Annotated in this window: 22 protein-coding genes; 17 read left to right on the forward strand and 5 right to left on the reverse strand. The window is 60.4% G+C overall.

Going from position 1 to position 25,126, the window contains the following annotated elements:
* The first annotated feature begins 70 nt into the window (after positions 1-70).
* Entirely contained in the window at positions 71-1,183 is a 1,113-nt protein-coding gene (locus R3F64_RS12795) for a branched-chain amino acid aminotransferase (protein ID WP_199284615.1), read from the forward strand.
* Positions 1,184-1,257: 74 nt separating this feature from the next.
* The gene (locus R3F64_RS12800; RefSeq protein WP_085918379.1) at positions 1,258-1,689 is read left to right on the forward strand and encodes a DNA polymerase III subunit chi; all 432 of its coding nucleotides are present in this window, start codon (positions 1,258-1,260) and stop codon (positions 1,687-1,689) included.
* A 90-nt stretch (positions 1,690-1,779) separates the two neighbouring features.
* On the opposite strand, the gene R3F64_RS12805 is transcribed toward R3F64_RS12800, so the two are convergent.
* Positions 1,780-2,235, reverse strand: coding sequence for a Spy/CpxP family protein refolding chaperone (locus R3F64_RS12805; protein ID WP_085918378.1), 456 nt, complete (start codon positions 2,233-2,235; stop codon positions 1,780-1,782).
* Between the two features lie 171 nt (positions 2,236-2,406).
* On the opposite strand from R3F64_RS12805, the gene R3F64_RS12810 reads away from it, so the two are divergent.
* The 12 genes from R3F64_RS12810 (at position 2,407) to R3F64_RS12865 (ending at position 18,999) form a co-directional block, all read left to right on the forward strand.
* On the forward strand, positions 2,407-3,582 hold the full coding sequence (locus R3F64_RS12810) for an MFS transporter (RefSeq protein WP_254902880.1): 1,176 nt from the start codon (positions 2,407-2,409) through the stop codon (positions 3,580-3,582).
* Between the two features lie 100 nt (positions 3,583-3,682).
* Entirely contained in the window at positions 3,683-6,544 is a 2,862-nt protein-coding gene (locus R3F64_RS12815; RefSeq protein ID WP_332611820.1) for a valine--tRNA ligase, read from the forward strand.
* 81 nt (positions 6,545-6,625) lie between these two features.
* Positions 6,626-8,377 carry a chloride channel protein gene (locus tag R3F64_RS12820; protein WP_233337336.1) on the forward strand — a complete coding sequence of 584 codons (1,752 nt, stop codon included), beginning with the start codon at positions 6,626-6,628 and terminating at the stop codon, positions 8,375-8,377.
* Positions 8,367-9,470 carry an extracellular solute-binding protein gene (locus tag R3F64_RS12825; RefSeq protein ID WP_233337335.1) on the forward strand — a complete coding sequence of 368 codons (1,104 nt, stop codon included), beginning with the start codon at positions 8,367-8,369 and terminating at the stop codon, positions 9,468-9,470. Before R3F64_RS12820 ends, R3F64_RS12825 begins: the two co-directional genes overlap by 11 nt.
* A 224-nt stretch (positions 9,471-9,694) precedes the next feature.
* Positions 9,695-10,771, forward strand: a complete 1,077-nt coding sequence (locus R3F64_RS12830; protein WP_264824560.1) for a TauD/TfdA dioxygenase family protein — start codon at positions 9,695-9,697, stop codon at positions 10,769-10,771.
* A 138-nt stretch (positions 10,772-10,909) separates the two neighbouring features.
* Positions 10,910-11,944, forward strand: coding sequence for an aminoglycoside phosphotransferase family protein (locus R3F64_RS12835; protein WP_264824561.1), 1,035 nt, complete (start codon positions 10,910-10,912; stop codon positions 11,942-11,944).
* Between the two features lie 46 nt (positions 11,945-11,990).
* The gene (locus R3F64_RS12840; RefSeq protein ID WP_199284609.1) at positions 11,991-13,199 is read left to right on the forward strand and encodes an ABC transporter substrate-binding protein; all 1,209 of its coding nucleotides are present in this window, start codon (positions 11,991-11,993) and stop codon (positions 13,197-13,199) included.
* Positions 13,200-13,202: 3 nt separating this feature from the next.
* A complete protein-coding gene (locus R3F64_RS12845) occupies positions 13,203-14,882 on the forward strand; it encodes an ABC transporter permease (protein ID WP_332611826.1) in 1,680 nt (559 codons plus the stop codon).
* Positions 14,879-15,511: an ATP-binding cassette domain-containing protein gene (locus R3F64_RS12850; protein WP_085918369.1), complete on the forward strand. Its 633-nt coding sequence runs from the start codon at positions 14,879-14,881 to the stop codon at positions 15,509-15,511. Before R3F64_RS12845 ends, R3F64_RS12850 begins: the two co-directional genes overlap by 4 nt.
* Positions 15,498-16,196, forward strand: coding sequence for a TIGR04283 family arsenosugar biosynthesis glycosyltransferase (locus R3F64_RS12855; RefSeq protein WP_254902879.1), 699 nt, complete (start codon positions 15,498-15,500; stop codon positions 16,194-16,196). Before R3F64_RS12850 ends, R3F64_RS12855 begins: the two co-directional genes overlap by 14 nt.
* Positions 16,186-16,800: a TIGR04282 family arsenosugar biosynthesis glycosyltransferase gene (locus R3F64_RS12860; RefSeq protein ID WP_085918367.1), complete on the forward strand. Its 615-nt coding sequence runs from the start codon at positions 16,186-16,188 to the stop codon at positions 16,798-16,800. The genes R3F64_RS12855 and R3F64_RS12860 overlap by 11 nt, the downstream gene beginning before the upstream one ends.
* Before the next feature lie 57 nt (positions 16,801-16,857).
* The gene (locus tag R3F64_RS12865; RefSeq protein WP_332611828.1) at positions 16,858-18,999 is read left to right on the forward strand and encodes an FAD-dependent oxidoreductase; all 2,142 of its coding nucleotides are present in this window, start codon (positions 16,858-16,860) and stop codon (positions 18,997-18,999) included.
* Positions 19,000-19,022: 23 nt separating this feature from the next.
* Here R3F64_RS12865 and R3F64_RS12870 read toward each other — a convergent pair whose 3' ends face one another.
* Positions 19,023-19,418 (reverse strand): transcriptional regulator, encoded by a 396-nt coding sequence (locus R3F64_RS12870; RefSeq protein ID WP_309783590.1) that lies wholly within the window; start codon positions 19,416-19,418, stop codon positions 19,023-19,025.
* A 387-nt stretch (positions 19,419-19,805) separates the two neighbouring features.
* Here R3F64_RS12870 and R3F64_RS12875 point away from each other — a divergent pair, with 387 nt between their 5' ends.
* Positions 19,806-20,984 (forward strand): GGDEF domain-containing protein, encoded by a 1,179-nt coding sequence (locus R3F64_RS12875; RefSeq protein WP_332611832.1) that lies wholly within the window; start codon positions 19,806-19,808, stop codon positions 20,982-20,984.
* A gap of 45 nt (positions 20,985-21,029) precedes the next feature.
* A complete protein-coding gene (locus R3F64_RS12880) occupies positions 21,030-22,163 on the forward strand; it encodes an FAD-dependent oxidoreductase (RefSeq protein WP_199284602.1) in 1,134 nt (377 codons plus the stop codon).
* Positions 22,164-22,168: 5 nt separating this feature from the next.
* On the opposite strand, the gene R3F64_RS12885 is transcribed toward R3F64_RS12880, so the two are convergent.
* Positions 22,169-22,630, reverse strand: coding sequence for an META domain-containing protein (locus R3F64_RS12885; RefSeq protein ID WP_199284601.1), 462 nt, complete (start codon positions 22,628-22,630; stop codon positions 22,169-22,171).
* Positions 22,631-22,653: 23 nt separating this feature from the next.
* Entirely contained in the window at positions 22,654-23,094 is a 441-nt protein-coding gene (gene gloA, locus R3F64_RS12890) for a lactoylglutathione lyase (RefSeq protein ID WP_085918362.1), read from the reverse strand.
* Positions 23,095-23,289: 195 nt separating this feature from the next.
* On the opposite strand from gloA, the gene R3F64_RS12895 reads away from it, so the two are divergent.
* Positions 23,290-24,378: a metal-dependent hydrolase gene (locus R3F64_RS12895; RefSeq protein WP_199284600.1), complete on the forward strand. Its 1,089-nt coding sequence runs from the start codon at positions 23,290-23,292 to the stop codon at positions 24,376-24,378.
* Here the strand turns inward: R3F64_RS12895 and R3F64_RS12900 are convergent.
* Positions 24,375-25,109, reverse strand: a complete 735-nt coding sequence (locus tag R3F64_RS12900; RefSeq protein ID WP_332611835.1) for an MliC family protein — start codon at positions 25,107-25,109, stop codon at positions 24,375-24,377. The genes R3F64_RS12895 and R3F64_RS12900 overlap by 4 nt on opposite strands.
* Positions 25,110-25,126 lie beyond the last annotated feature (17 nt).

A 25,126-nucleotide genomic window follows, 5' to 3' on the forward strand; every position in this document is an offset into this window, starting at 1 on the left:
CCTGTTTTAATACCTCTTACTGATACAGTATTCGCCCGACAAGGCGTATTGCTAGCGGAGACCCACAGCCGTGCCCACTGCAAGTTCTGATACCCGTTTTGATGTGTTGCCGTCCAATCAGCTGACAGACGACGAGATTCGCGACAGCATTCTGGAAAGCCCCGGTTTTGGCCAGTACTTCACCGACCACATGGCCCACGTTCGCTGGACGATCGATGCCGACTGGCACGGTCACCAGGTGCGTCCTTACGGCCCCTTGACGCTTGACCCCGCCGCTTCGGTACTGCACTACGGCCAGGAGATTTTCGAGGGCATCAAGGCTTATCGTCACGCCGACGGCTCGGTCTGGACGTTCCGCCCCGAGAAGAACGCCGAGCGCTTTCGTCGCAGCGCGCGGCGTTTGGCGCTGCCAGAGCTTTCCGACGAGGACTTTATTGGCTCGCTGAAAGCCCTGCTCGCCCAGGATCACGCCTGGGTGCCCACGCCCTCAAGCAATGCCGATGAGTGCAGCCTCTACCTGCGTCCCTTCATGATTGCCACGGAAGCTTTCCTGGGCGTACGCCCTGCCCATGAGGTGGATTACTACGTGATTGCCTCACCGGCCGCCGCCTATTTCAAAGGCGGCATTGAACCCGTTTCCATCTGGCTGTCTTCCCATTACAAGCGCGCCGCGCCCGGCGGCACCGGCTTTGCCAAGTGTGGCGGCAACTACGCGGCCTCACTGGCAGCGCAAAAGGAAGCCGCCGCCAACGGCTGCGGCCAGGTGGCGTTTCTGGATGCCGCAGAAAGCAAGTGGATCGAGGAACTGGGCGGCATGAACCTGTTTTTCGTCTTCAAGGACGGTCGCCTGGTGACGCCTCGCCTGACCGACACCATTCTCGAGGGCGTCACGCGCAACTCGGTGCTCACCCTGGCCAAAGACGAAGGCCTGAGCCCTGAAGAACGCCCTATCAGCATCGACGAGTGGCGTGAGGGGGCGGCCTCAGGCGAGATTACCGAAGTTTTTGCCTGCGGCACGGCGGCAGTCATCACACCGGTGGGCGAGCTGGTCAGCGAAAATGAGCGTATTCGTCTTACGGCTGGCGGCAGCAACGAGGTCGCCAAGCGCATTCGCACCAAACTGCTGGATCTGCAATACGGCCGTAGCGAAGACCAGTACGGCTGGCTCACTAAGCTGGCATAACCCCCAGCCTTATTGCGTCGCCGCGGCATTGCCTGCGGCGGCGCTGCCTTGAGACGCCCTGCCAGGAATCCGCCATGGCGCGTATCGACTTTTATATCCTGCCGGACACCACGCTGGATGCCCGCCTCCAGTTTGCCTGCAAGCTGGCCGAGACCATCTGGCGTAAAGGCTATCGCCTGCATCTGCACTGCGAGGATAAGGCCCTGGCTGAACAGGCCGACGAGGCCCTGTGGGGGTTTCGCGACGACGCCTACCTGCCCCACGCGCTGGAAGACAGCGACATGGCCGCCAGCGTGCCGATCACGCTCGGCTGGCAGCAGTTACCGGTGCCTTCGGCAGAGACCGCCCTGCTGAACCTGCACCCGGATATTCCCGAGGGCATAGAACGCTACACCCGCATTGCCGAAATCATTAACCAGCACCAGCAAGTACTGGTCGCCAAGCGCGCCTGCTGGCAGCGCTATAAAGAACTCGGCCATAAGGTCGTACCGCATAAGTTAGGGTGAGTTCGTTGAAATCATCTGCCACAAACGAGTGACCCCGCACGTGGCGGGGTCATCAATGGAAAAGACAGTCTCTATCACTGCGTCTTCGCCTTAGCCTCCCTGCTGTTGCATCTGCTCCTGCATCTGTTGCATCTGCTGCCGCCGCTGGGCCATGGCCTCATCCAGTTGGTCGCGCTGTTCCTGGGTGAACACGTCTTCGATCTGAGACTGCATGATGACGCTGTCAGCGGTCATCTCGGCCGTCAGGTCACCAAGACGCTCAGCATCCGCGCGAATAGCCGCTTCATCGTAATCGGGCTGGACATGCTCGCTGAGTTGCCGTTGCAGCTCTCGGGCTTCCTGCTGCTTGGCACTGCTTTCATCTTGCATCTGGGTCAAAAGGCCGCTGAGTTCTTCCTTTTGCGCGTCATCCAGATCCAGCATTTCATCGAGCTGGTTAACCTGGTCATCGATACTGGGGGTACCACCACCCATTTGCTGGGCCATGGCGGGAGCACTGAACACCAGTGCGGCGACTGCCGGCGCGAAAAGCTTGGCTACCTGCATCAAAAACTCCAATTGCGTACAAAATGAATGACTACCCGACTCAATCCTGACGGGCCTTGTTCTACTCTCGCATTCCGACACTGCTGTTTTCAAAAAATTCGTCGTAACAACGAATTGTTGATTACCATAAGCGGGGCCTGCCACGCCCTGTACACTCCTGGAGACGCAAACGTGCTCACGCGCTACCCGCTTGTTACGATCGTTATTGCCCAACTATTCGGCACCTCGCTGTGGTTCAGCGTTAACGGCGTTGGTTTGGCGCTGCAGGAGTCCGTCGGCCTGAGTGAAGGCGATCTCGGACTCCTCACCATTGCCGTACAGGCCGGGTTTATTACCGGCACCCTGGCCATTGCCACCTCGGGGTTGGCCGACCGCGTTCGCGCCAGCCACCTGTTTGCCATCTCGGCGGTTCTCGGGGCACTGGTTAACGCCGCCTTTATCGGCGTGGCAGATAACGTCACACTCGCCGGGTTCGCGCGTTTCGCGACGGGGCTTTGCCTGGCGGGCATCTACCCGCTGGGCATGAAGCTGGTAGTTAGCTGGACGCCCAGTCACGCCGGGGCGGCGCTCGGCTGGCTCGTGGGCATGTTGACCCTGGGCATTGCCTCGCCGCACCTGCTGCGTGGGCTGACCCTGCACCTGCCCTGGCAATGGCCGCTGCTGCTGGCGTCGCTGCTGGCCCTGGCCGCCGCACTGCTGATTTATCGACTGGGCGTTGGCCCGCACCTGCCTGCCAAGACCACCGGCGGGCGCCCTTGGGCGGGGCTGGCCGCGTTTAAGCACAAAGACTTCCGGGCCGCGGCGCTGGGCTACTTCGGCCACTGCTGGGAACTGTATGCACTGTGGGCGCTGGTGCCGTTTTTGGTCACACGCGAGCTGGAACGCCTTAATGCGGCCACCAGCGCCCAGTCCTGGATCAGCTTTTTGATCATTGCCATCGGCCTGCCCGGCTGCGTGCTGGCCGGCCGCTGGAGCCGCCATTACGGTAGCGCTCGAGTCGCGTTTGTGGCACTTGCCACGTCGGGCGCCTTATGCCTGCTCTATCCGCTGATCGGCGGGGCGCCACCGCTTTTGCTGATCGCCCTTTTACTTCTCTGGGGCTTTAGCGTGATCGCCGATTCTGCACAGTTTTCCGCCCTGGCCAGCGCTACCGCGCCACCCGAGCGGCTAGGCGCGGCGCTCGCCATGATGAACGCCATTGGCTTTGGGCTGACAATACCCTCGATTGCGCTGGTCACCGCCCTATGGTCGGACCAAGGCCTTGCAGTGATCTGGTGGCTGCTGCCGGGGCCGGTACTTGGGTTGATCGCCATGCGCGGACTGAATCGTCACTCGGTCAGGGCCTGACGCCCTACCCTTAATCGCGCTATACTTGACGCCATTTTTTCGATCCCATTTATGAATTCCATGCTTCCCGGCGGGGAGCATCGTTGCGGTGAGCCAATCCATGGAAAAGACCTACCAACCTGAACAGATCGAAACTCGCTGGTACGAGCGTTGGGAAGCCGACAACCGTTTCGCGCCGACCGGCCGCGGAACCCCGTTTTCGATCATGATTCCACCGCCCAATGTGACCGGCAGTCTGCACATGGGCCACGCGTTCCAGGACACCATCATGGATACCCTGACGCGCTGGAAGCGGATGCAGGGCAACAACACCCTGTGGCAGGTAGGCACCGACCACGCCGGTATTGCCACGCAAATGCTGGTGGAACGCAAAATTGCCGCCGAAGAAGGAAAAACCCGCCACGACCTGGGCCGCGAGGCGTTTATCGATAAGGTCTGGGAGTGGAAAGAGGAATCCGGCGACCATATTACCCGCCAGCTGCGCCGCATGGGCGCCAGCGTTGACTGGTCCCGCGAGCGCTTCACCATGGATGACGGCTTCTACAAGGCCGTACAGGAAGTCTTCGTGCGCCTTCATGAAGAAGGCCTGGTTTATCGCGGCAAGCGTCTGGTCAACTGGGATCCCACCCTGCACACGGCGATTTCCGACCTTGAAGTGGAAAACAAGGAGCAGCAGGGCAGCTTCTGGCACTTCCGCTACCCGCTGGCCGACGGCGTCAAAACCGCTGACGGCAAGGACTACCTTGTGGTCGCCACCACCCGCCCGGAGACCCTGCTGGGGGATACCGGCGTGGCGGTGAATCCGGAAGACACGCGCTATGCTTCGCTGGTCGGCAAGTTTATCGAGCTGCCGCTGGTCGGCCGTCGGATTCCCATCGTCGCCGACGAGCATGCCGACATGGAAAAAGGCTCGGGCTGCGTCAAGATCACCCCGGCACACGACTTCAACGACTACGAAGTCGGCAAGCGCCAGGATCACCTGCTGATCAACGTCTTCAGCCAGGATGCCACCATCCTTGAGCGCGCCGAGATCTATGACCTGAAAGGCCAGCCGCAGCCTGACGAAGACGCCAGCCTGCCCGCCAAATACGCCGGGCTGGACCGCTTTGAAGCGCGCAAGCTGATCGTCGCGGACATGGACGCGCTGGGCCTGCTGGAACAGGTGGAAGCCGTCAACAACACCATGCCCTACGGCGACCGCTCGGGTGACGTGATCGAGCCGCTGCTCACCGACCAATGGTTTGTGGCTGTCGAGTCCCTCGCCAAACCCGCCATCGAGGCGGTGGAAAACGGCGATATCCAGTTCGTGCCCAAGAACTACGAAAACATGTACTTTGCCTGGATGCGCGACCTGCAGGATTGGTGTATTTCCCGCCAGTTGTGGTGGGGTCACCGCATTCCGGCCTGGTACGACGAGGAGGGCAATGTCTACGTAGCCCGCACGGAAGCCGAAGTCCGCGAGAAGCACGGCCTGGGCGATGATATTGAGCTCACCCAGGACGAAGACGTCCTCGACACCTGGTTCAGCTCCGGCCTGTGGACCTTCGGCACCCTGGGGTGGCCGGAACAGACACCGGAGCTTGAAACCTTCCACCCGACCAGCGTGCTGGTCACGGGCTTTGACATCATCTTCTTCTGGGTCGCCCGGATGATCATGATGACGCTCAAGTTCACCGGCGAAGTCCCCTTCAAGACAGTCTATGTACACGGCCTGGTGCGCGACGGCCAGGGTCAGAAGATGTCCAAATCCAAGGGCAACGTGCTGGATCCCATCGACCTGATCGACGGGATCAGCCTGGACGCGCTACTCGAAAAACGTACCGGCAACATGATGCAGCCGCAAAAAGCCAAGGCGATTGCCAAGGCGACCCGCGACGAATTCAAGGACGGCATTGAAGCCCACGGTACCGATGCGCTGCGCTTTACGTTCCTCTCCCAGGCCACTACCGGGCGGGATATCAAGTTCGACATGAACCGCCTGGACGGCTACCGCAACTTCTGCAACAAGTTGTGGAACGCCTCGCGCTACGTGCTGATGAACGCCGAAGGCGAAGACTGCGGCACCTCACTGGAAGGAGAAGGCGTCAACGATGTCGAGCTTTCTCTGGCCGACCGCTGGATTATTTCCCAACTGCAGAAAACCGAGGCCCAGGTCACCAGGGCGATGGAGGAATACCGCTTTGACCACGCCTCCCAGGCGTTGTACGAGTTCGTCTGGAACGAATACTGCGACTGGTACCTGGAGCTATCCAAGCCGGTACTGTGGGACGAAAATGCCAGTGCCGAGGCAAAGCGAGGTACACGCCGTACCTTGGTGCGGGTGCTGGAAACCGTTCTGCGCCTCGCCCACCCGATGATGCCCTACATCACCGAAGAGATCTGGCAACGTGTCGCACCGCTGGCAGGCACTTACGTCGGCGACGACGCGTCCTTAATGCTGCAGGCCTGGCCGCAAGCCGACGACAGCAAAATCGACGAGCAGGCGACCCGCGACATCGAATGGCTGAAAGGCGTGATCATCGCCGTGCGTAACATCCGCGCCGAGATGAACATCGCCCCCGGCAAGCCGCTCGACGTACTACTCACCAAGGGCAAGCCGGAAGATGCCGAGCGGCTTGAAGACTACCGCCACTTCCTCGCCAAGCTTGCCAAGCTGGAAAGCGCCACCTGGCTTGAAAATCCCGATGATGCGCCGCTATCGGCCACACAGCTGGTCGGCGACATGGAAGTACTCGTGCCAATGGCGGACTTGATCGACAAAGACGCTGAGCTCAAACGCCTGGCCAAGGAAATTGAAAAACAGGACAAGCTGATCGGCGGCATCGAGAAGAAACTCGACAACGAAGGCTTTATCGCCAAAGCCCCGGAATCAGTGGTGGAAAAAGAACGCGGCAAGCTCGCCGACTTCCAGGCCGCCAAGCAGCTGCTGGAAGAGCAGCGGGCTAAAATCTCAGCGCTGTAAGCCACGCGGCGCCAGTCAGCTCTTACCGCATGGCGCCCGTGCTACCTTGCCCGGCGACCCGATAGCGCCTATAACTGGGAGATGGACTCGCCCAGCAAAGACAGCGTTTCGGCCCGACACCCCCTGGCGGTGTTGCGTTTTCTTGGTCTGGTACTATTGGGCAGTCTCGTCGGGGGCGTGGCGGCGCTGGTCGCCGTCGGTTTCGTCAATGCGGTGTTATGGCTCAACGACCTGTTGTTGATCTCCCCGCGGGGCCAGATGATGGCGGCTAACACCACGCTTGTGATCCTGGCCACCCTGCTGATACCGACCCTGGGCGGGCTGCTCGTTGGTCAACTACATCGCGGTCTTCCCGGGGGCCGTCCCCACACACCTACTGACGCCATCGCTGCTGTCCAGACCCGCCGGGGTCGCCTGCCTGCCAAGGCGGGTGCGCTATCGGGGTTAAGCAGCCTGGTGTCGTTGGGCGCCGGTGCTTCGGTGGGTCAGTACGGGCCGCTGGTCCATCTCGGCGCGACGCTCGGCTCGCTGATCACACGCTTGCTGCACCTGGGGCGCTCAGAAGACAATATCACGATCGCTTGCGGGGTGGCTGCTGCCATTGCGGCCGCCTTCAATGCGCCCCTGGCAGGCATTGTCTTCGCCCACGAAGTCGTACTTCGCCACTATGCCCTGCGCGCCTTCGCTCCCGTGGCCGCCGCCGCCATCGTCGGCTATGTGCTGGCCACCCAGTTGCTGGATCAAGGGGCGCTGTTCCATATCACCGAGCCTGGCGTACCCCAACCCTGGGAATTCGCTCTTTTCCTGGCCCTGGGTGGCCTGGGCGCCCTGGTGGCGGGCGCCTATATGCATGCCATTCTTGCCATGGGGCAGCTAGCTAAGCGGCTACCGTTACCTGCCAGCCTGCATCCCGCACTGGCCGGGGCTTTGCTCGGCTTAACCGCGCTGTGGGTACCCGATATCCTGGGCATGGGCCAGGAATCCCTGCGCTTCGCCACCTTGCCGGGGGCCTACGGCGGCGGCGAGCTGCTGATGGTCCTGCTGCTCAAGCTGGCCGCGACGGCTTTGTGTCTGGGGCTGGGCTTCGCCGGTGGCGTCTTCAGCCCAGCGCTGGTGATCGGTACTCTTTTTGGCGCCCTGGTCGGAACCCTGGTCGCCGAGCTGGGCGGCGGCCAGGAGACGTTCATCTTCTATGCCGTGTGCGGCATGGTCGCGGTCACCGCTCCGGTACTCGGCGCGCCTCTTACCACTCTGCTGATCGTCTTCGAACTTACCGGCAGCTATGCCTTGACCACCGCCGCCCTGGCCAGCGTCACGCTCGCCAATCCACTGGCCGCCCAGTTGTTCGGCCGCTCGCTCTTCGATATTCAACTGGCCCGCCGTGGCCTGGACCTCTCCGCGGGGCGCAGTCGCGCCGTGCTCCAAGAAACCCGATTGACCGAGTTGATCAGCCACGATGCCGTCACCCTGGCCCCTGCGACCCCACTGGACGCGGCTATCTCGTGCCTGAGCACAGCAGGTCATGGCGAAGCCTACCGGGTGGACGACCGTGGTCGCTATCAAGGCTGCGTGACGTTGGCGAGCCTGGAGACCCTCCGCGCAGGCAGCGAGGCGACAACCCTGGCCGACTGTCCCGAGACGCCTCGCCCCGTGCTGGATCCTCACGCATCACTTTGGGACGCAATGCATCAATTGGAGAAGGTCACCGGTGAGGCCATCGCCGTTGTCGATAACGAACGGCGCTTCCTTGGGGTGGCCTATGAGTCGAGTATTGCTCGAGCCTTCTTGCATCACAGCGACGCCCTGCGACGGGAGGAACACGGTGCTGGCTAGACGATGGATCCCAGGACTCCTGACCGGGCTGCTTGCCCTGACATCTCCCATCCGGGCGGACGTGCCTGACGCCGCCAACCCGCTGACCGTTCTGAGCTGGGGCGGTGCCTACGAGCAAGCCCAGCGCCGCGCCCTCTTCACCCCTTTCACGGAGGCTCACGACGTACCGGTGGCCGTGGATAGCTATAACGGCGGCCTGACGAAACTGCGCCAGGCCGTTGCGGACAACGATGTCCCCTGGGACGTCATCGATATGACCCGCAGCGAGGCCATGGCAGCCTGCGAGGAAGGGCTGCTGGAGCCGCTACCCACCGAACTGGCGGCCCCCGCGCCGGACGGTACCCCGGCACCCCAGGATTTCTTCTCTGGTGCCCTGGGGCACTGTTTTATCAGCCATTCAATTTTTGCCACTGTCGTGGCCTATCGCCGTGATGCGTTCCCCGGAGAGCGCCCCACTCGCATCGCCGATCTCTTCGATCAACAGCGCTTCCCTGGCCCTCGGGCCTTGCAACGCACGCCGGCGGCTAATCTGGAGTGGGCGCTGCTCTCCTACCGGGTCCCCCGGGAAGAACTTTACCGCCTGCTCAGTACCCGCCGTGGCCTGGATCTGGCCTTCGCCCGGCTGCAAGGCATCGACAATATCCACTGGTGGGAAGCCGGCGACACCCCGGTGCGCCTGCTCGAAGAGGGCAAGGTGGTCATGGCGTCAGGCTACAATGGCCGCTTCTTCGCGGCCATGGTGGAGCGCGATCTGCCTATCGAGATTCTCTGGGACGGCCAGCTCCAGGAGCACGAGACATGGGTGATCCCCCGCGGCGCCCCGAACCCCGAGACGGCCCGAGCGTTTATCCGTTTCGCCACCACCAGCGAGCGCCAAGTGGCGCTGGCCCGGCATATTCCCTATGGCCCAGCGCGACACTCTGCCGCGATGCAGGTCACTACCCACCGCGACACTGGACTGGACATGCGCCTGCATATTCCCACCCACCCCATCAACGCCCAAAGGGCAGTGACCAAGGACGAGGCTTGGTATGCGCGTACCCAGAAGCGCGTCGAAGCCCTGTTTCATGAGGCCCTGATGACACAGGAATGAAGGTGATATGCGATTGCAAAATGGGTGGTTATAACGCCCGCCCCCTTGGCGGCACCGAAAAGGGAGCGGTTGGGCTTTTCCCTACCGGTAGCACACAGATTGGACCAGGAACAAAACGCAGCATAACCTGACCAATATCATTGGACCGTTTGTTCCTGCCGCTCAGGACCCTGTCACGGACATTCGCTGAGTGAAGAAAATTCACCCATTGAGGTCACGTCATCATGCGAACACCCTCCGACAAGTTCAGCAACACGCCACCGACCATACCACCGCTCGACCCTGACCGTGTCGCGCTGTTTGAAGAAGCCGGCCTGACGGTCAAACAGCTGGAGCCGCTTGGCGTCGAAATTTACGGTGCTGACGTACGTCACCGACTCCCAGCGCCTGTCATCGAGGCGCTGGAAGTGGAAATGGCGAACCGTGGCTTCATCGTGTTTAAGCACCAGGCAGATCTCTCGGCCGATGAGTTGGTCAACGCGAGCAAATGGTGGGGCGCGGGTGAAATCCACTCCACTCATGGCGTCCACCCGGCGACGCCTGGCATGAACCGGGATATCTTCCGCTGCTCCAATGACAACCGCTACGGCATCCTGGGCGTAGGCCCACAGTGGCATAACGATGGTAGTTTCGAAGCCGCGACGTTTTCCCACTCCGCCTACTACATGGCGCGCGCCCCAGAGCAGGGCGGCGGCACGCACTTTGCCCACCAAGGGGCCGCCTTTGATGTTCTGCCCGAGGACAAGCAGGCCTTCTGGGAACGGCTGGTGTCTGTCAACTCGGCATCAGGCGTGAGTCACCCCGTCGTCCACAAACATCCTATTTCTGGGCGCAAGAGCGTATGGCTGCATCTGGGAATGACCGGCGCGGTGCTGGAGCGGCTACCGGAAGACGGTGTCGCCATTGATGAGCTGCAGCAGACACCCGCCTCCACCGAGCAACTTCGCTTGCTCAACGAAGACGAGATGAAGCAGCTTTTCAACGACTATAACGATCTGCTGAATGCGTCATTCGAAAAGGGTTACGGCATACGCTACCACTACGACACAGGCGACCTTCTGTATATTGATAACTGGGCGCTGGCCCATCGGGCAGCGCCTGAAGCGCATATGTCGGCAGAAGAGCAGGGGCTGAGAATCATGGACCGCGTGACGATCAAGGCCAGGCAGAATCTGGCGCCGCACTTCGAATTGCCGCAGTACATCAACTTATCCGGCCCGCACCCCTTCAATCGCGACGGCGTATGGAAAGCTGGTGGCGTCGGCTTTCGCTGGAAAGATGATATTCCCATGCAAAACTAGGGCTGCTGATATTCCACCCGGGCGGCATGACCGCGCCTTTCCGCCGTGCCTGCATCATTTTTAACCATAAACCGTGTAAGGTTGGCGTTAGAACAACCACTTAGTGGCAACGATGACTTGCTCAACACGGATGACGCCATGCCGACACCTTTACAGGCGCGCCTGCAGTCCCTGGAAGCAGTGCTGCAAGAGGCCAATATCAGCTATCAATCGCTATCCCCGATGGCGGATACGGGGCTTGCCCATGATCACGTGTGGCTACACCGTGAGGGGGCGGACTGGGTGGCACGGCTTCCCAAGCAAAGCCAGATGAACCTTGGCCCTGCCGACAATCTGGCTTACGAAGCCGCCTGCTACCAGCGAGCCAGCCAGGGTGGCCATGTACCCGGTTTACATGGCCTTCTGGAAGTAAGCGATCGCTTGCCGCGCGGCGGCCTGCTGGTGGATGCTATCGCAGGTCAGCTGGCCCAACTGCCGCAGGATTTACCCCGCATCGCTGAAACCCTTGCCAGCCTGCACAGACTGCCACTGCCGGACCCGCCTGCCCCACTGCTAGCGCCAGCAGACCCGTGGCGAGCCATGCGCGAGGAAGTGGCTCGCCAGTCTGAATGGCTCGAACAGGCCGACTTGAGCGCTGAAGTCGTTGCGCGCATTCGAGATGAACTGGCGGCTCTGCCGGTGGCGCTTCCCGATGCCGAACGCTGCCTGATCAGCTTTGATACCCATCCGGGCAACTTTCTGATCGATGCTCAGGGGCGCGCGGTACTGGTGGATTTAGAGAAGTGCCGCTATGGTCTGCCGGGCATCGATCTGGCCCATACCAGCCTCTACACCTCCACTACCTGGGACCTGAATAGCCAGGCGGTGCTGTCATTGGATGAGGTCGTCGGGTTTTACCGTCGCTGGCAGGCCGCCATGGGCACATCACCCAGCGCCGAAACCTTAGTTGCCTGCCGGCGAGCGACCTGGCTGTGGTCGCTGACCTGGTGCGCCAAGTGGCGTGCCCAGCACCTGCGCGCCAAGGACGCCCAGCAGCGCGGCGAAGACTGGTCGGCGGAGCTTACCGACAGCGCGGTCATTGATCACGTACGCGATCGAGTCGAACACTACCTGTCACCGCCGATCATCGATCACGTTCAGGACGAACTGCAGCGCCTGCGCGCAACACTTTAATTGACAGCGATTGAGTAATGCCCGCTCATTTTGACAGAGGTACCCCATGCTAAAACGCCGATACTCCCTGATCGCCCCCTTGCTGGCGCTGACACTTCCCGCGGTGGCGGCGCCAGCCCCCAGCGACTGGCCAGCCGTGCTGGATGAAGCTGAAGGCCAAACGGTTTACTGGAACGCCTGGGGCGGTGATTCACGCACCAACCGCTATATCGACTGGGTGGCCGAGCAAATGCAGGCGCAGTTCAATGTTGAAGTGGCTCACGTAAAACTGGATGACACCAGCAGTGCGGTGTCGCGGGTGCTGGCTGAAAAGCAGGCGGGCAACGATGACGAGGGCAGCATCGACCTGATCTGGATTAATGGCGAAAACTTTGCCGCAATGCGCGAGAACGATCTGCTGTTCGGTCCCTTTGCCGAGGCACTGCCGAATTTTGCGCTCACCAACGCCAACGACAACCCCGAAGTGGTGACCGATTTCACCCTGCCCACCGAGGGGTATGAGTCGCCCTGGGGCAAGGCGCAGATCACCTTCTATTACGACAGCGCCCTAACCGATACCCCGCCTCAGAACATGTCGGCACTGCTTGAGTGGGCTAAAGCCAACCCTGGCCAGTTCAGCTATCCACGCATCCCTGACTTCACCGGCAGCACCTTTTTGAAACAGGCACTGATCGAGCTCACAGACCAGGATGATGCCCTCTACCAGCCCGTGGAAGACGCCGATTTCGAGCGTGTGACGGCTCCGTTGTGGGCCTACCTGGATGAGCTGCACCCGCACCTGTGGCGCAGCGGACGTACTTTCCCGGACTCTGGCCCCAACCTGCGCACCCTGATGAGCGATGGCGAGTTGAGTCTGGCATTTTCCTTCTACCCCACCGATGCGGCCGTCGCGGTCATGGAGTACGAACTGCCGGAGAGTGTGCGCAGTTACGTGCTGGAAGGCGGCACTCTGGGCAACGTCCACTTTGTTGCCATTCCCTACAACTCGCCGCACAAGGCCGGCGCCATGGTACTCGCCAACTTCCTGCTATCGCCGGAAGCCCAGGCGCAGAAGCAGTCGCTTTCGATGTGGGGCGACCGTAGCGTGCTGGATATCGACCGCTTGGAGGCCGATGCCCAGGCGCTGTTTGAACAGGGCGAGCGGCATCCTTCAGAACTGCCGGCCGATGCGCTGTCCAAGACGCTGCCCGAGCCGCACCCAAGCTGGATGACCGCGCTGCAGGACGCTTGGCTTGAGCGTTATGGCGTGAACTAGGCGATGCTGCGCCTGGCCCCGACGCTGCTTATTGCCCTACTGGTCCTGCCCGTTGGGGCAGGCCTGTTGATGGTATTGCTGCCCGCCTTTGGCTATCTGCCTGCATTGGGCGGCAACACCGTGAGCATGGCCCCCTGGCAAAGCCTGTTCGCCCAACCCGGGCTTGGTCGTTCGATAGCGGTGAGCTTTGCCAGCGGATTGCTGAGCACCCTCATGGCACTGGTGGTGGTGGTGCTTTTTCTGGCTGCCAGCCGCGGCACCTGGCTTGATCGCGGCATCCGGCGGCTGGTTTCACCCTTGCTGGCGATCCCTCATGCGGCCGTGGCGTTTGGCCTTGCCTTCCTTATCGCGCCCTCCGGGTTATTGGCACGTTTTCTCTCTCCCGGGCTGACGGGCTGGGAGCGGCCTCCCGACTGGCTCATCGTCAACGACGCCATAGGGCTTACATTGATGGCCGGGCTGGTGCTCAAGGAAGTCCCCTTTCTACTGCTGATGTGTCTTGCCGCACTGCCTCAGCTTCAACCCGATCAGCGTGTCATGCTGTCGCGCTCACTGGGTTACGCCCCGAGTATTGCCTGGCTGAAAAGTGTCTTCCCGGCGCTCTACCCGCTGATTCGGTTGCCCGTTTACGCGGTGATTGCCTACGCCACGTCGGTGGTTGATATGGCCATGATTCTTGGCCCGACCTTACCGCCTACACTGAGCGTCTCGATTCTGAGCTGGTTCAATGACCCCGATCTGAACCGTCGTTTCATGGCGTCTGCCGGCGCCGTGCTTCAGCTTGGCGTCACCCTGGCCGCGCTGTTGACCTGGTGGCTCGGCGAGCAGTGTGTCAAGCGGGTTAGTCAAGGCTGGCTGGTCAATGGCGCAAGAAGTACGGGGTCGGTAGTGATCGCCATGGGTGGCCGACTATTGCTGGCGACCACGACACTCTTGGCCATCAGCGCGATCGGGGGGCTGGTGATCTTTTCAGTGGCCGGTTTCTGGCGTTTTCCTGATGCCTTGCCCGGCACCTTTACGCTCGATCATTGGCAACGTCTTCTCCCCAGCCTGGCAACGCCACTGTTGAATACCTTAAGCGTGGGGCTGGCGGCGACACTGATTGCCGCTGCGCTGGTGGTGGCTGTCCTTGAGAATGAGGTGCGCCAGCGTCGTCCGGCCAGCCGCTCCCAGTGGCTGCTGTATCTACCGCTGATCATTCCCCAGGTCGCCTTTCTGTTTGGCTTGGTGGTCGCGGCGGAAAGCATTAACGTTCGCCCGCAACGAACGCTAGTGGTGGCCGCCCATTTACTTTTTGTAGCGCCTTATCTCTACCTGTCACTCTCCGAAGCCTATCGACGCCTGGACCCTCGCTGGCTGCAGGTTGCCCATTCGCTGGGGGCCTCGCCTTGGCGGGCTTTTTGGCAGGTACGCCTGCCGCTGCTGCTGGCGCCACTGCTCACCGCCTGCGCGGTCAGTTTGGCCGTGAGTATCGGCCAATACTTACCCACACTGCTACTCGGCGGCGGGCGTGTCCCCACCATTACCACCGAAGCGGTGGCCATGGCATCCGGGGGCAACCGACGGCTGATCGCCGTCCTCGCGCTGCTCCAGGCACTACTCCCCTTTATCGGCTTTAGTCTGGCGCTGCTGATACCGCGCCTGGCCTGGGCCAAACGTCGCCAGATGCGAGGAGTTGCATGACACTGAACCCGACGCTGCACATTCAGCAGGTACAGATCACCCTGAATGGCGAAAGGCTGCTGGCCATCGATCGGACCATTGCCCCCGGCGAGGTGCTCACCGTCATGGGCCCCTCCGGCTCGGGTAAATCAACCCTGCTGGCCTACCTGGCAGGATTCATATCGCCTGCCTTCAAAGCCCAGGGGCAAATCTTTCTGGCCGACACAAGGCTGGACACCCTGCCTGCCGAAAAACGCGGACTCGGGCTGTTATTTCAGGATCCACTGCTGTTTCCTCACCTCAGCGTGGGCGGCAATCTGCACTTTGGCATTCCCCAACACACCGCCAACAAACAGCCGAAGGTGGCCCAGGCGCTTCACCAGGTGGGGCTCGCAGGCTATGAGGAGCGCGACCCGGCAACGCTTTCCGGCGGTCAGCAAGCCCGCGTGGCCTTGATGCGCCTGCTGCTCTCACAGCCACACGCGGTGCTGCTCGACGAACCATTTTCCAAGCTGGATATGGCCCTGCGCCAGGAAATGCGCTCGTTGGTATTCCGCCAATTGCGCGACGCAGGCCTCCCCGCGCTGCTGGTCACCCACGACCACGCCGATGCCGACGCCGCGGGAGGGCCGATCATTGAACTCGGCTGACCCAACCGCTCGCCTCAGCATCGTCATCCCGGTGCTCAACGAGGGAGCCTCTTTGGCGGACCATTTAACGGCACTGTCATCGCTTGGCGACCAAGGTGTTGAAGTCATCGTCGTCGATGGCGGCAGTAGCGACGCAAGCGTTCACATCGCCCGGCCGCTGGCGAATAGAGTGATAGCCAGTCAACCGGGGCGGGCGCGGCAAATGAATCTCGGCGCACAGCATGCCAGCGCCCCGGCGTTACTGTTCCTGCATGCAGATACTCAACTGCCCGGGAACGCCGTTGAGCAGATAACCCAGGCGCTTGGCCGCCATGCCTGGGGACACTTCGCCATCAACCTCTCAGGCCGCAGCCGCTGGCTGCCCGTGGTAAGCACGATGATGAATCTGCGTTCTCGGCTCACTGGCATCGCCACCGGCGACCAAGGCATTTTTGTGCGCGCGAGCACCTTCACGGCAGTCGGCGGTTTTCCCGATCAACCGCTGATGGAAGACATTGAGCTGTCTAAACGGCTCAAACAGCTGTCGCATCCTGCCTGTCTACGCAGCAAAGTGATAAGCTCAGGCAGGCGCTGGGACCAACACGGTGCCTGGTCGACCATCCGCCTGATGTGGCGGCTGCGCTATCGCTACTGGCGCGGCGTTAGCGCCACCCAACTGGCCAGGGAGTATCGCGATGCCCGGTGAAACGCTCCACCTGCACCTGCTGGCCAAGGCGCCGCTGCCAGGGCGGGCTAAAACACGCCTGGCGCCGTTGCTCGGCCCAGAGGGTGCCGCGGATGCCCATGCGCAACTGGTCCGCCACTGTGTGGCCAATGCCTGCAAAGCACTATCTGCTGACCACATCACGCTGTGGACGGCACTCGACCATACTCACCCACTGTTTGGCGAGCTTTACGAACACTTTGGCGTGACGCTCGCCCCCCAGCCGGAGGGCAATTTAGGGACACGCATCCGTCACGCACTGAACAGCGCGTCAGGCCCCGCCATGGTGATGGGCAGTGACTGCCCGAGCATCACCAGCGATCTGATCACGGCCTGTGCGCAGCAGCTCCACACGCATGACGTGGTCATGCTGCCCGCCGAGGACGGCGGCTATGGGCTGATCGGCACCCACCGCGACTATCCGGGGCTGTTTGAGTTGATTCCCTGGGGCAATGACAGGGTGCTTAGCGCGACCCGGCAACGGATTGAAGCACTCGGCCTTCACGCCAGTTACCCCGCCACCGTATGGGACGTTGACCGACCGGAAGACTGGCAGCGCTGGCAAGCTACCCGCGCGCCAGTGTAAGGAAACACGCTGCACGCCCACTGACCTCTACCCTGAAACGCTTTCCTGGAGATGACCGTGACCCGACAACGTATACTGATGGCAGCCTTACTGATCGTGGCCATCGGGGCTTTCTTTCTGACCGGTGCCCACCAGTGGTTCACCCTCGATACCCTCAAAGCCTACCAGAGCGACTTTCAGGCGGCGTTCAGTCAATCCCCCTGGCAGGTAGCGGGCATCTTTTTCGCCGTGTATGTGGTGATGACCGCGCTGTCGCTGCCCGGGGCAACCCTGCTGACACTACTGGGTGGCACGCTGTTCGGGCTCGGCTGGGGGCTATTGATCATCTCCTTTGCCAGCACATTGGGCGCTACGCTGGCGTTTTTGCTGTCGCGCTTTTTATTCCGCCAGGCGATTGAAAAGCGCTTTCCGCGTCAGTTCGAATCGGTGAACCGCGGGGTCGAGCGGGACGGTGCCCTGTACCTTTTCACCCTGCGTCTGGTGCCAGTGTTCCCGTTTTTCATGATCAACCTGGTGATGGGCCTGACGCGCATCAAGACCGTGACGTTTTATTGGGTGAGCCAGGTCGCCATGCTTCCCGGCACTGCCATTTACGTCAATGCCGGCGGCCAGTTGGGGGAGCTTGAGAGCCTCGGCGGCATTATTTCACCAACGCTGCTGGCGTCCTTTGCGCTCCTGGCGATTTTTCCCTGGATCGCGCGGCGCATTGTCCTGCTGGTACAGAAGCGAAAAGCCTACAAAGAGTTCAATCGGCCAGCGCATTTTGACTACGACATTGTCGTGATTGGCGGCGGCTCGGCCGGCCTGGTGACCAGCTATATCGCCAGCGCCGTCAACGCCAGGGTGGCATTGGTTGAAAAACACAAGATGGGTGGCGACTGCCTGAATACTGGCTGCGTACCGTCCAAGGCACTGATTCGGGCCGCCTGCGCCGCCCACGAGATTCGCACCGCACCACGCTTTGGCGTGACGTCAAGCGAACCGCAGATTGATTTCGCCAAGGTCATGGGGCATGTGCATCAGGCGATTCGCGATATCGAACCCCACGACAGCGTCGAGCGCTACACCGATCTGGGCGTTGAGGTGTATCAGGACCACGCCACTCTGACGTCGCCCTGGGAAGTTCAAATCGGTGCTCAAACCGTTACTGCCCGCCATATCGTGCTGGCCACCGGCGCCCGCCCCAAGGTGCCGCCGCTACCGGGCATTGAGCACGCGCCCGTACTCACCTCTGAAAACCTATGGTCACTGACAGAACTGCCTAAACGCCTGGTGGTACTCGGTGGCGGCGCTATCGGCTGTGAACTTAGCCAGAGCTTCGCCCGCCTGGGCAGCCAGGTCACGCTGGTAGAAGGCATGCACCAGTTGCTGGGTCGGGAGGACCAGGAGGTCGGCGAAGCCGTCGAAAACACCCTGACGGACGAAGGGGTGACGGTGATGACGGACACCAAGGCACTGGAAGTTCTCAACGACACGTCAGGCTACCAGCTTGCCGTGGAGCATCAGGGAGAGCGCTCGATACTGGCCTTTGACTATCTGCTGGTGAGTGTCGGCCGCCAAGCCAACATTGAAGGGCTGGGCCTTGAGGCACTGGGCGTCTCCACAACCCCTACCGGTACACTGGAGCTTAACGAGCGACTGCAAACCCGACTGCCGAATATCTGGGCCTGCGGGGATCTCGCCGGGCCCTACCAGTTGACTCACGCGGCCGCTCACCAGGCCTGGCACGCAGCGGTAAACGCGCTGTTTGGCGAGTTGAAAAGCTTTGCCGTGGATTACCGCTTTATGCCCGCCGTCACCTACGTCCAGCCCGAAGTGGCGCGAGTCGGCCTCAACGAGAAGGAAGCCAGGGAGAAAAATATCGCCTTCGAGGTAACCCGCTACGCCATGGCAGACAGTGACCGGGCGATTGCCGAAGGCGCCACCCAGGGGTTTATCAAGGTGCTCACCGTGCCGGGCAAAGACAGGATTCTTGGCGCGACCATCGTGGCCGAAAATGCCGGCGAATGGGTGGGTGAGTTCACCCTCGCCATGAAACACGGCCTGGGTCTAAACAAGCTGTTGGGCACCATCCACCCTTACCCGACCCTGGGCGAAGCCGCCAAGGCGACGGCGGGCGTGTGGAAGAACGCCCACAAACCCGAACGGGTGCTCAGTTTGTTAAAGCGCTACTTCAACTGGCGACGCGGTGAGTCGTAGCGGAAGATCGCTCAAGACACCACCTATTTAGTCGGGCTATCTGTCGTTGAATAGGCTTTCGCAAACGTATCCATCACTTCTAGAACGACCTTACGTTGCTCGGAGGGCAAGCGGCGATATAACGCTAATAAGCGCCGCTCTTCGTTGCTGGAAGAGGTCTCCCAAACGCCAGACGGCTCCTTGATGGACGCTTGTCCCCCAGCTCCATAGCGTAATTGGTGAGGATCAATGGCCAGCCAATGCGCCAATACCTGAAGTTTTTCCTGGCTGGGAATGGAATCGCCGCGCAGCCAGCGTCTGACCGCCTGATACGTAATCGGCTTTCCCCAATAGCGCAGGTTGAATTCACGCTCCAGAACAGAGGAGCGTACATCGTACCCGGCAGCTTGCATGGCGTTTTTCAATCGCTCGGCGAACATCTGTTTTTCATTCATGCCGCCAATGTGAAGCGATTATTCAATAATAGTTGAATAACGGTTAACCTTTTGATTGAATCGTTACTTCAATTCCAGCCCATCGTTTCACCCATACCAAGGCACGACCTGGCGGTTAGGGGGGGCACCGTGCTTTAGGAGTCATTCCGTATGAGTGGCGTACCTTCTATACCAGCCAATAAACCAGGCAGTACATACGATGATCTATGTCTCGCATTAGACCTCATCAGCTCATCGAAAACGCCTCAGGAGCTTTTTGAAAGGCTTACTAAAACGCTCCATGAGTTGGCGGACCACCAACCCATCGCGCTTTACCGACGATTAGATTCAGGAGAGCTTCGCCTGACCTATTGTTACCTCGCAGCCAGTACCATGACGTCTCACGGGCAACTGCTTACCTTTCGCTCACAGGATGAATTACGGACGTCTCACTATCACCATTATGAATTAAAAGGCGAGCATGACGTCTGGGGTTACATAGGACTCCCGACTGCCCCACCGGAAGACGCCTTGCAGTGGGTTACCGTCCTTATCGATATCGCCGCTCAGCGGCTGCACCTGCTGAAGGCAAAACACATGGCCGAGCGTCAGCTTGGGCTCAAAGCTCGCCGCCGTCTACTGTCTCGTGACATAAAACGGCTAACGAGCCTTGCCGATTTTTTACAGCGTCATGGTCACGGCTGGTGTGACATCTTTCAAGCAAGCGGTATCGCCTTGACCCACAAGGGCGAGCTTTATTATTTCGGGGAATGCCCAGATCGCCAGCAGATTTTTCAGCAACTGGGGTACCTGGATACGACAACCGATCAGGACAGCACGATCGAATTAGACGGTGATTGCCAGGGAGGGCTTGCCGCCCCTTTAAACCTGGCCAGTAACCACCTGGGTTGGTTGTTGATTTTCCGACAACACGCCATGGTGACGCCCGGTGACGTCACCTCTATCGCCCAGCTCACTTTCTGGTTGCCGATTGAAGCGTCCATGGTGCTGGAGCTCGCCGATGACCTGGCCGTTGCGATTACGGCCCTGGACGTCGTACACGTTAACCGCCAGTTGCGCAAAACCAATCAGCGACTGGAAAGCCTTGCTCACACCGACCTGCTCACTCGATGCTGGAATCGCTACTATACCGAGTTCGTTATTGAAGAATTGTGCGCTTCCAACGCGACCTGTGCGGTGTTGATGTTTGATATTGATGACTTCAAACGTATCAACGATACCTATGGCCACCCCACGGGAGACGACATACTTCGAGAAATCGCACGTTTAGCGACCCAAACGTTGCGCAGCAACGACCACCTGGGCCGATGGGGCGGAGAAGAGTTTATCGTGATAATTGCTGACGTGACACTGAACGAAGGGATTTGCATCGCCAAACGACTCCGCCGTCATATCGAACAACACTCGTTTGCGATTCCGGATTCCGTGACCATCAGTGCAGGGCTTACGACCATTCGAACAGATGAGAACCCCCGTCAATTGTTAGAGCGAGTGGATAAGGGCATGTATCTTGCTAAAACAGCGGGTAAAAATCAGGTTATGATCTGTTAAGACAACATATCGTTTCAATACACTCGCGTTTTGAGGGCCATTGGCATGCAGCATCTTTTACTGATCGGTGCGGGGCATGCCCACGCCTTTGTGCTGGAAGCCTTTGCCAAACAGCCAGAAGCCAAGCTCGCCATCACCGTGGTCAGCGACAGTCCGCTGGCGGCCTATTCCGGTAGCGTACCGGCCTGGCTGGCTGGCGAATGTACACTGCGCGAGACACAGATTGACGTGGCAGCACTTTGCCAGCGGGCCGGGGCACGTTTTATCGACTCTCCTGCGGTGACGTTGGACACGTCGGCACGTCAGGTCACCCTGGCCAACGGCGATGTACTGCACTTTGACGTAGCCTCGCTCAATGTGGGGTCGACGCTGACACTCCCCGAGCAGCATGGCCAACACCTACCCCAGCTGCTGGCCATGCGCCCGCTCAGCTCACTCCATTACCGCTGGCAGTCATTGCGCGATGATGTCGAACAGCTGCCCCCCGGCGCAAGCCAGCGGGTGGTATGCGTAGGCGGCGGCGCGGCGGGCTGCGAAACCTTGATGAGCGTGATGGAACAACTCCGCCATCAGCGCCCGGACGTTAGCTGGCAGGGTCATCTGCTCAGCGCGTCGCCAAAGCTGCTCCCCGAGGCTGGGCGCTTGCCACGCTGGCTGATGCAACGGGCGTTAGCCAAGACAGGCATTCGGATTCACTCCCGCGTACGCGGCGAAGCGCTGGTGGACGGCGGCGTAGTGACTCACGAAGGCAAACACATCGAGGCGGATATCGTGCTCTGGGCCACCGGGGCTGTCGGCCACCGCTGGCTTTCTGATACCCGACTGCCGCTGGATACGCAGGGGTTTATTCAGGTGGAAAAGACCCTGGCAGTGGTCGGCCACCCGACCATCTTGGCGGCCGGCGACTGCACCGCCTTTGATCCGCCGTTACCCAACGCGGGCGTTTATGCAGTACGTATGGGATCACGCCTGGCAGGTAACCTGCGTGCGGCATGCCGCGGAGAAACCTTGTCAGCCTGGCAGCCACCCAAACGTGTGCTGGCGCTGATCGGCACCGGTGGTGGCCGGGCTATTGCCAGCCGGGGCGCCATGGGCGTTTCCGGGAGGTGGGTATGGCACTGGAAGAAGCGGATTGATGCGCGCTTTATCGCCCGCTTCAACCCGCCTTTTGAGGACTGATTAAATCAGTTCGATTCGCGCCAGCCGCCCAGCACGCGACTGTCCGGACCGAAAAATACCAGCCGGTCATGGTCGATCAGGTAACGATAAGCGGTCTCCAGCATATCGGTCACCTTCTCTGCATCGCCCATTTGCGGACAGGCCATACGGGTAGTGGCCAGCTCGCTGAACTCGATACGCTGGTTGCCACCCAGTGTGGCTTCACCGGTAAAACGATTGCAGCCATCGTGGCCACGCACGCTACCGTCACGGCTAATTTCAAAGAACGGGGTGTCAGGCATCGACAACCGCTCGTTGGTGCCAACCAGTAGCAGGTTCCAGCGCTGCTCGATGACCGGTCCGGAAAGTGAGTCTCCGCCTGGTTCCGGGTCTGGCGCGGAACTTGGCCCCGGCGCGCTGCTACAGGCACTCAGCAATAGCGCTGCCGAAGCAAGCCATGGCAGTAACCGCCAGTTTTTGATGGTCATGATGATCTGTCCTTATCGCTCAATTACCAGCTGCCGGTATTTTCCATGGAGGCCCAAGGCTCTTGCGGTGCCAGCGCATCGCCTTTTTGCAACAGCTCAACCGAGATACCGTCCGGCGACTTGACGAACGCCATGTGGCCATCGCGGGGCGGGCGATTGATGGTCACCCCATTGTCCTGGAGCTTCTGACAAAGCGCATAGATATCGTCCACACGGTAGGCCAGGTGACCAAAGTTGCGGCCGCCGGTATATTCTTCGGGGTCCCAGTTGTAAGTCAGTTCAATTTCCGGCGCGGTGAGGCGTGAAGAGCGTGCTTCATCCTCCGGCGCGGCAAGAAACACCAGCGTAAAACGGCCCTTATCGTTTTCTTTACGACGGACTTCCTTGAGTCCCAGCAGCTCACAGTAGAAGTGCAGCGATGCGTCAAGATCACTGACGCGTACCATTGTGTGCAGGTATTGCATGCCATCTCTCCTTGTTGCGTCGTGTGACGAAATTAATGCAAACGCACCCAGCTTAGCATTCCAACCGCATTTTTGCGGCTGCCAATGTGCGCTAGGCATAATCCACGAATCAGCGCCATGAATTATACAATATCTATACAGATATTGCTTTTAACAGTACGCTTGTAACACCAACATGATAACGGAGAAACACCCTTGGATTCAGTCACACAGGCAGCGCTGGGTGCAACCGTTGGGGGCGCCGTTTTAGGGCGTCGGCTAGGCTGCAAAGCGGTTATCCTCGGCGCTCTGCTAGGCACCCTGCCCGACCTCGATGTGATGATCGACTACGGCGATGCAGTCGCCAACGTCACCGAGCACCGCGGCTTCAGTCATTCGCTTTTTGTACTCACGGGACTTGCCGGTTTACTGGCACTCGTCAGTGCTCGCGTTGCGCCCGCCAGCGATATACCGCTTGCTCGATGGAGCGCTTTCTTCGGTCTGGTCCTGATCACTCACCCGCTTCTGGATGCCTTGACCACCTATGGTACGCAGCTTTTTTGGCCACTTGAGTCCCCACCGGTGGCCTGGCCGATTGTCTTCATTATTGACCCCTTTTACTCGCTCACTCTGCTCGCCTGCCTTGTCATCGCCCTGCTTACCCGCCGGGTACGGCACTGGTGCGCCTGGGGACTGGGACTATCCTGCATTTACCTGTTACTGGCTTTCAGCGCAAAGCTGACCGTTGAGCATCGGCTTGCCCCCGTACTCGCTGAGCAGGGGCTTGAGGATGCGCCGATCCTGGTACAGCCGACACCGTTCAATATTCTGTTGTGGCGTGCCACTGTGGTTGACGGTGATCGCTACCATGAAAGTCTGGTGAGCGTTTTTGATCGCGCCGCGCCCCCGACACTTGAACCGCTGCGCCGGGGCGCGACGCTGGAAAGCGTTGCGCTTGATAGCCGGGCGGGTCAGCGCCTGGCGTGGTTTGCCGGACCGTTTTTACGCTACGAGATGCGCTCCATAGATGGTCAGCTCACCCTGCTGGCCACCGATCTTCGGTTGGGTTTTCCCGGGTATCATCCGTTCAACTTCAGCCTCGCCACCCGCCAGAACAATGCCTGGCAGCCGGTCGCCATCAGCGTGGAAATTGCCAGCGAGCGAGACCTAGACGCCACAACGCTGTCACGCCTGGCAGCTCGCGCAGTGGGCAATCGCGATGCGCTCTGCGCCACTACCTTTGTCATGCCCAAATGGCAGCCCGAGCCTCTTGCACTGCCTTGCGCGTCATCCAACAACCCTTAGGCTGACGGTGCGATCCCCTGACCACACCCACTGTACTGCTCACCATCCATGGTGAGCGTTACCCGCGCCGGGAAAGGATGACCGCTCATGCCGTCGAAGCAGGCACCGGCTTCAATACGCACCCGGAAAAAGTCGTCGGCATTGGCGTTCTCAAGCACTACACGCCCAGCGTCGTTATCCATCACGCTGACCATGTAGGGCAGCGTTTCAACGTTCTCGCCGTAGTCGGTCGATAGTGTAAGTTTGGGCGCGTCATGGGCAAGTTCGACCGTCCAGCCGGGCTCGTTGCCCTGACCACGGAACATGACACCGGGATGGTCCCTACGGGTCGAAGCCTCCCGTCGGGCGGCCAGGTCACACTTGAGTTGACCGCGCGGCGTTTCTACCAGCGCCTGTTCACCGCGGTTCCAGAAGCTGATCTCGCCATCTTGGTAGCGGGCGCCACTGGCGACAACCGCTTGCGGCAAGCGCCAGGCCCCGTGCAAGGACCAGAGCCGTAGCACGTCACCATCGACCGCCGTGATTAAATCCTGATTCGCCGGGCGACAGTGCCAGGCGTCGAACTGTTCGGCCTGACCGGAAAACAGGGCTGACGGGAACAAGGGGGCTTTGGCATCCCCGCCAGCATTGTCTTTCGTCCTTTCGGCGCTCGTAGGCGACTCCATGGCAGCACAACCGCTGATCGCTACAAAAGCACAACCTAATACAAAAAACCGTGACGGTGTCATCATGACGGTACACTCCTGAC

The organism is Halomonas sp. 5021 (genome assembly GCF_036663435.1).
GTDB lineage: Bacteria > Pseudomonadota > Gammaproteobacteria > Pseudomonadales > Halomonadaceae > Vreelandella > Vreelandella janggokensis.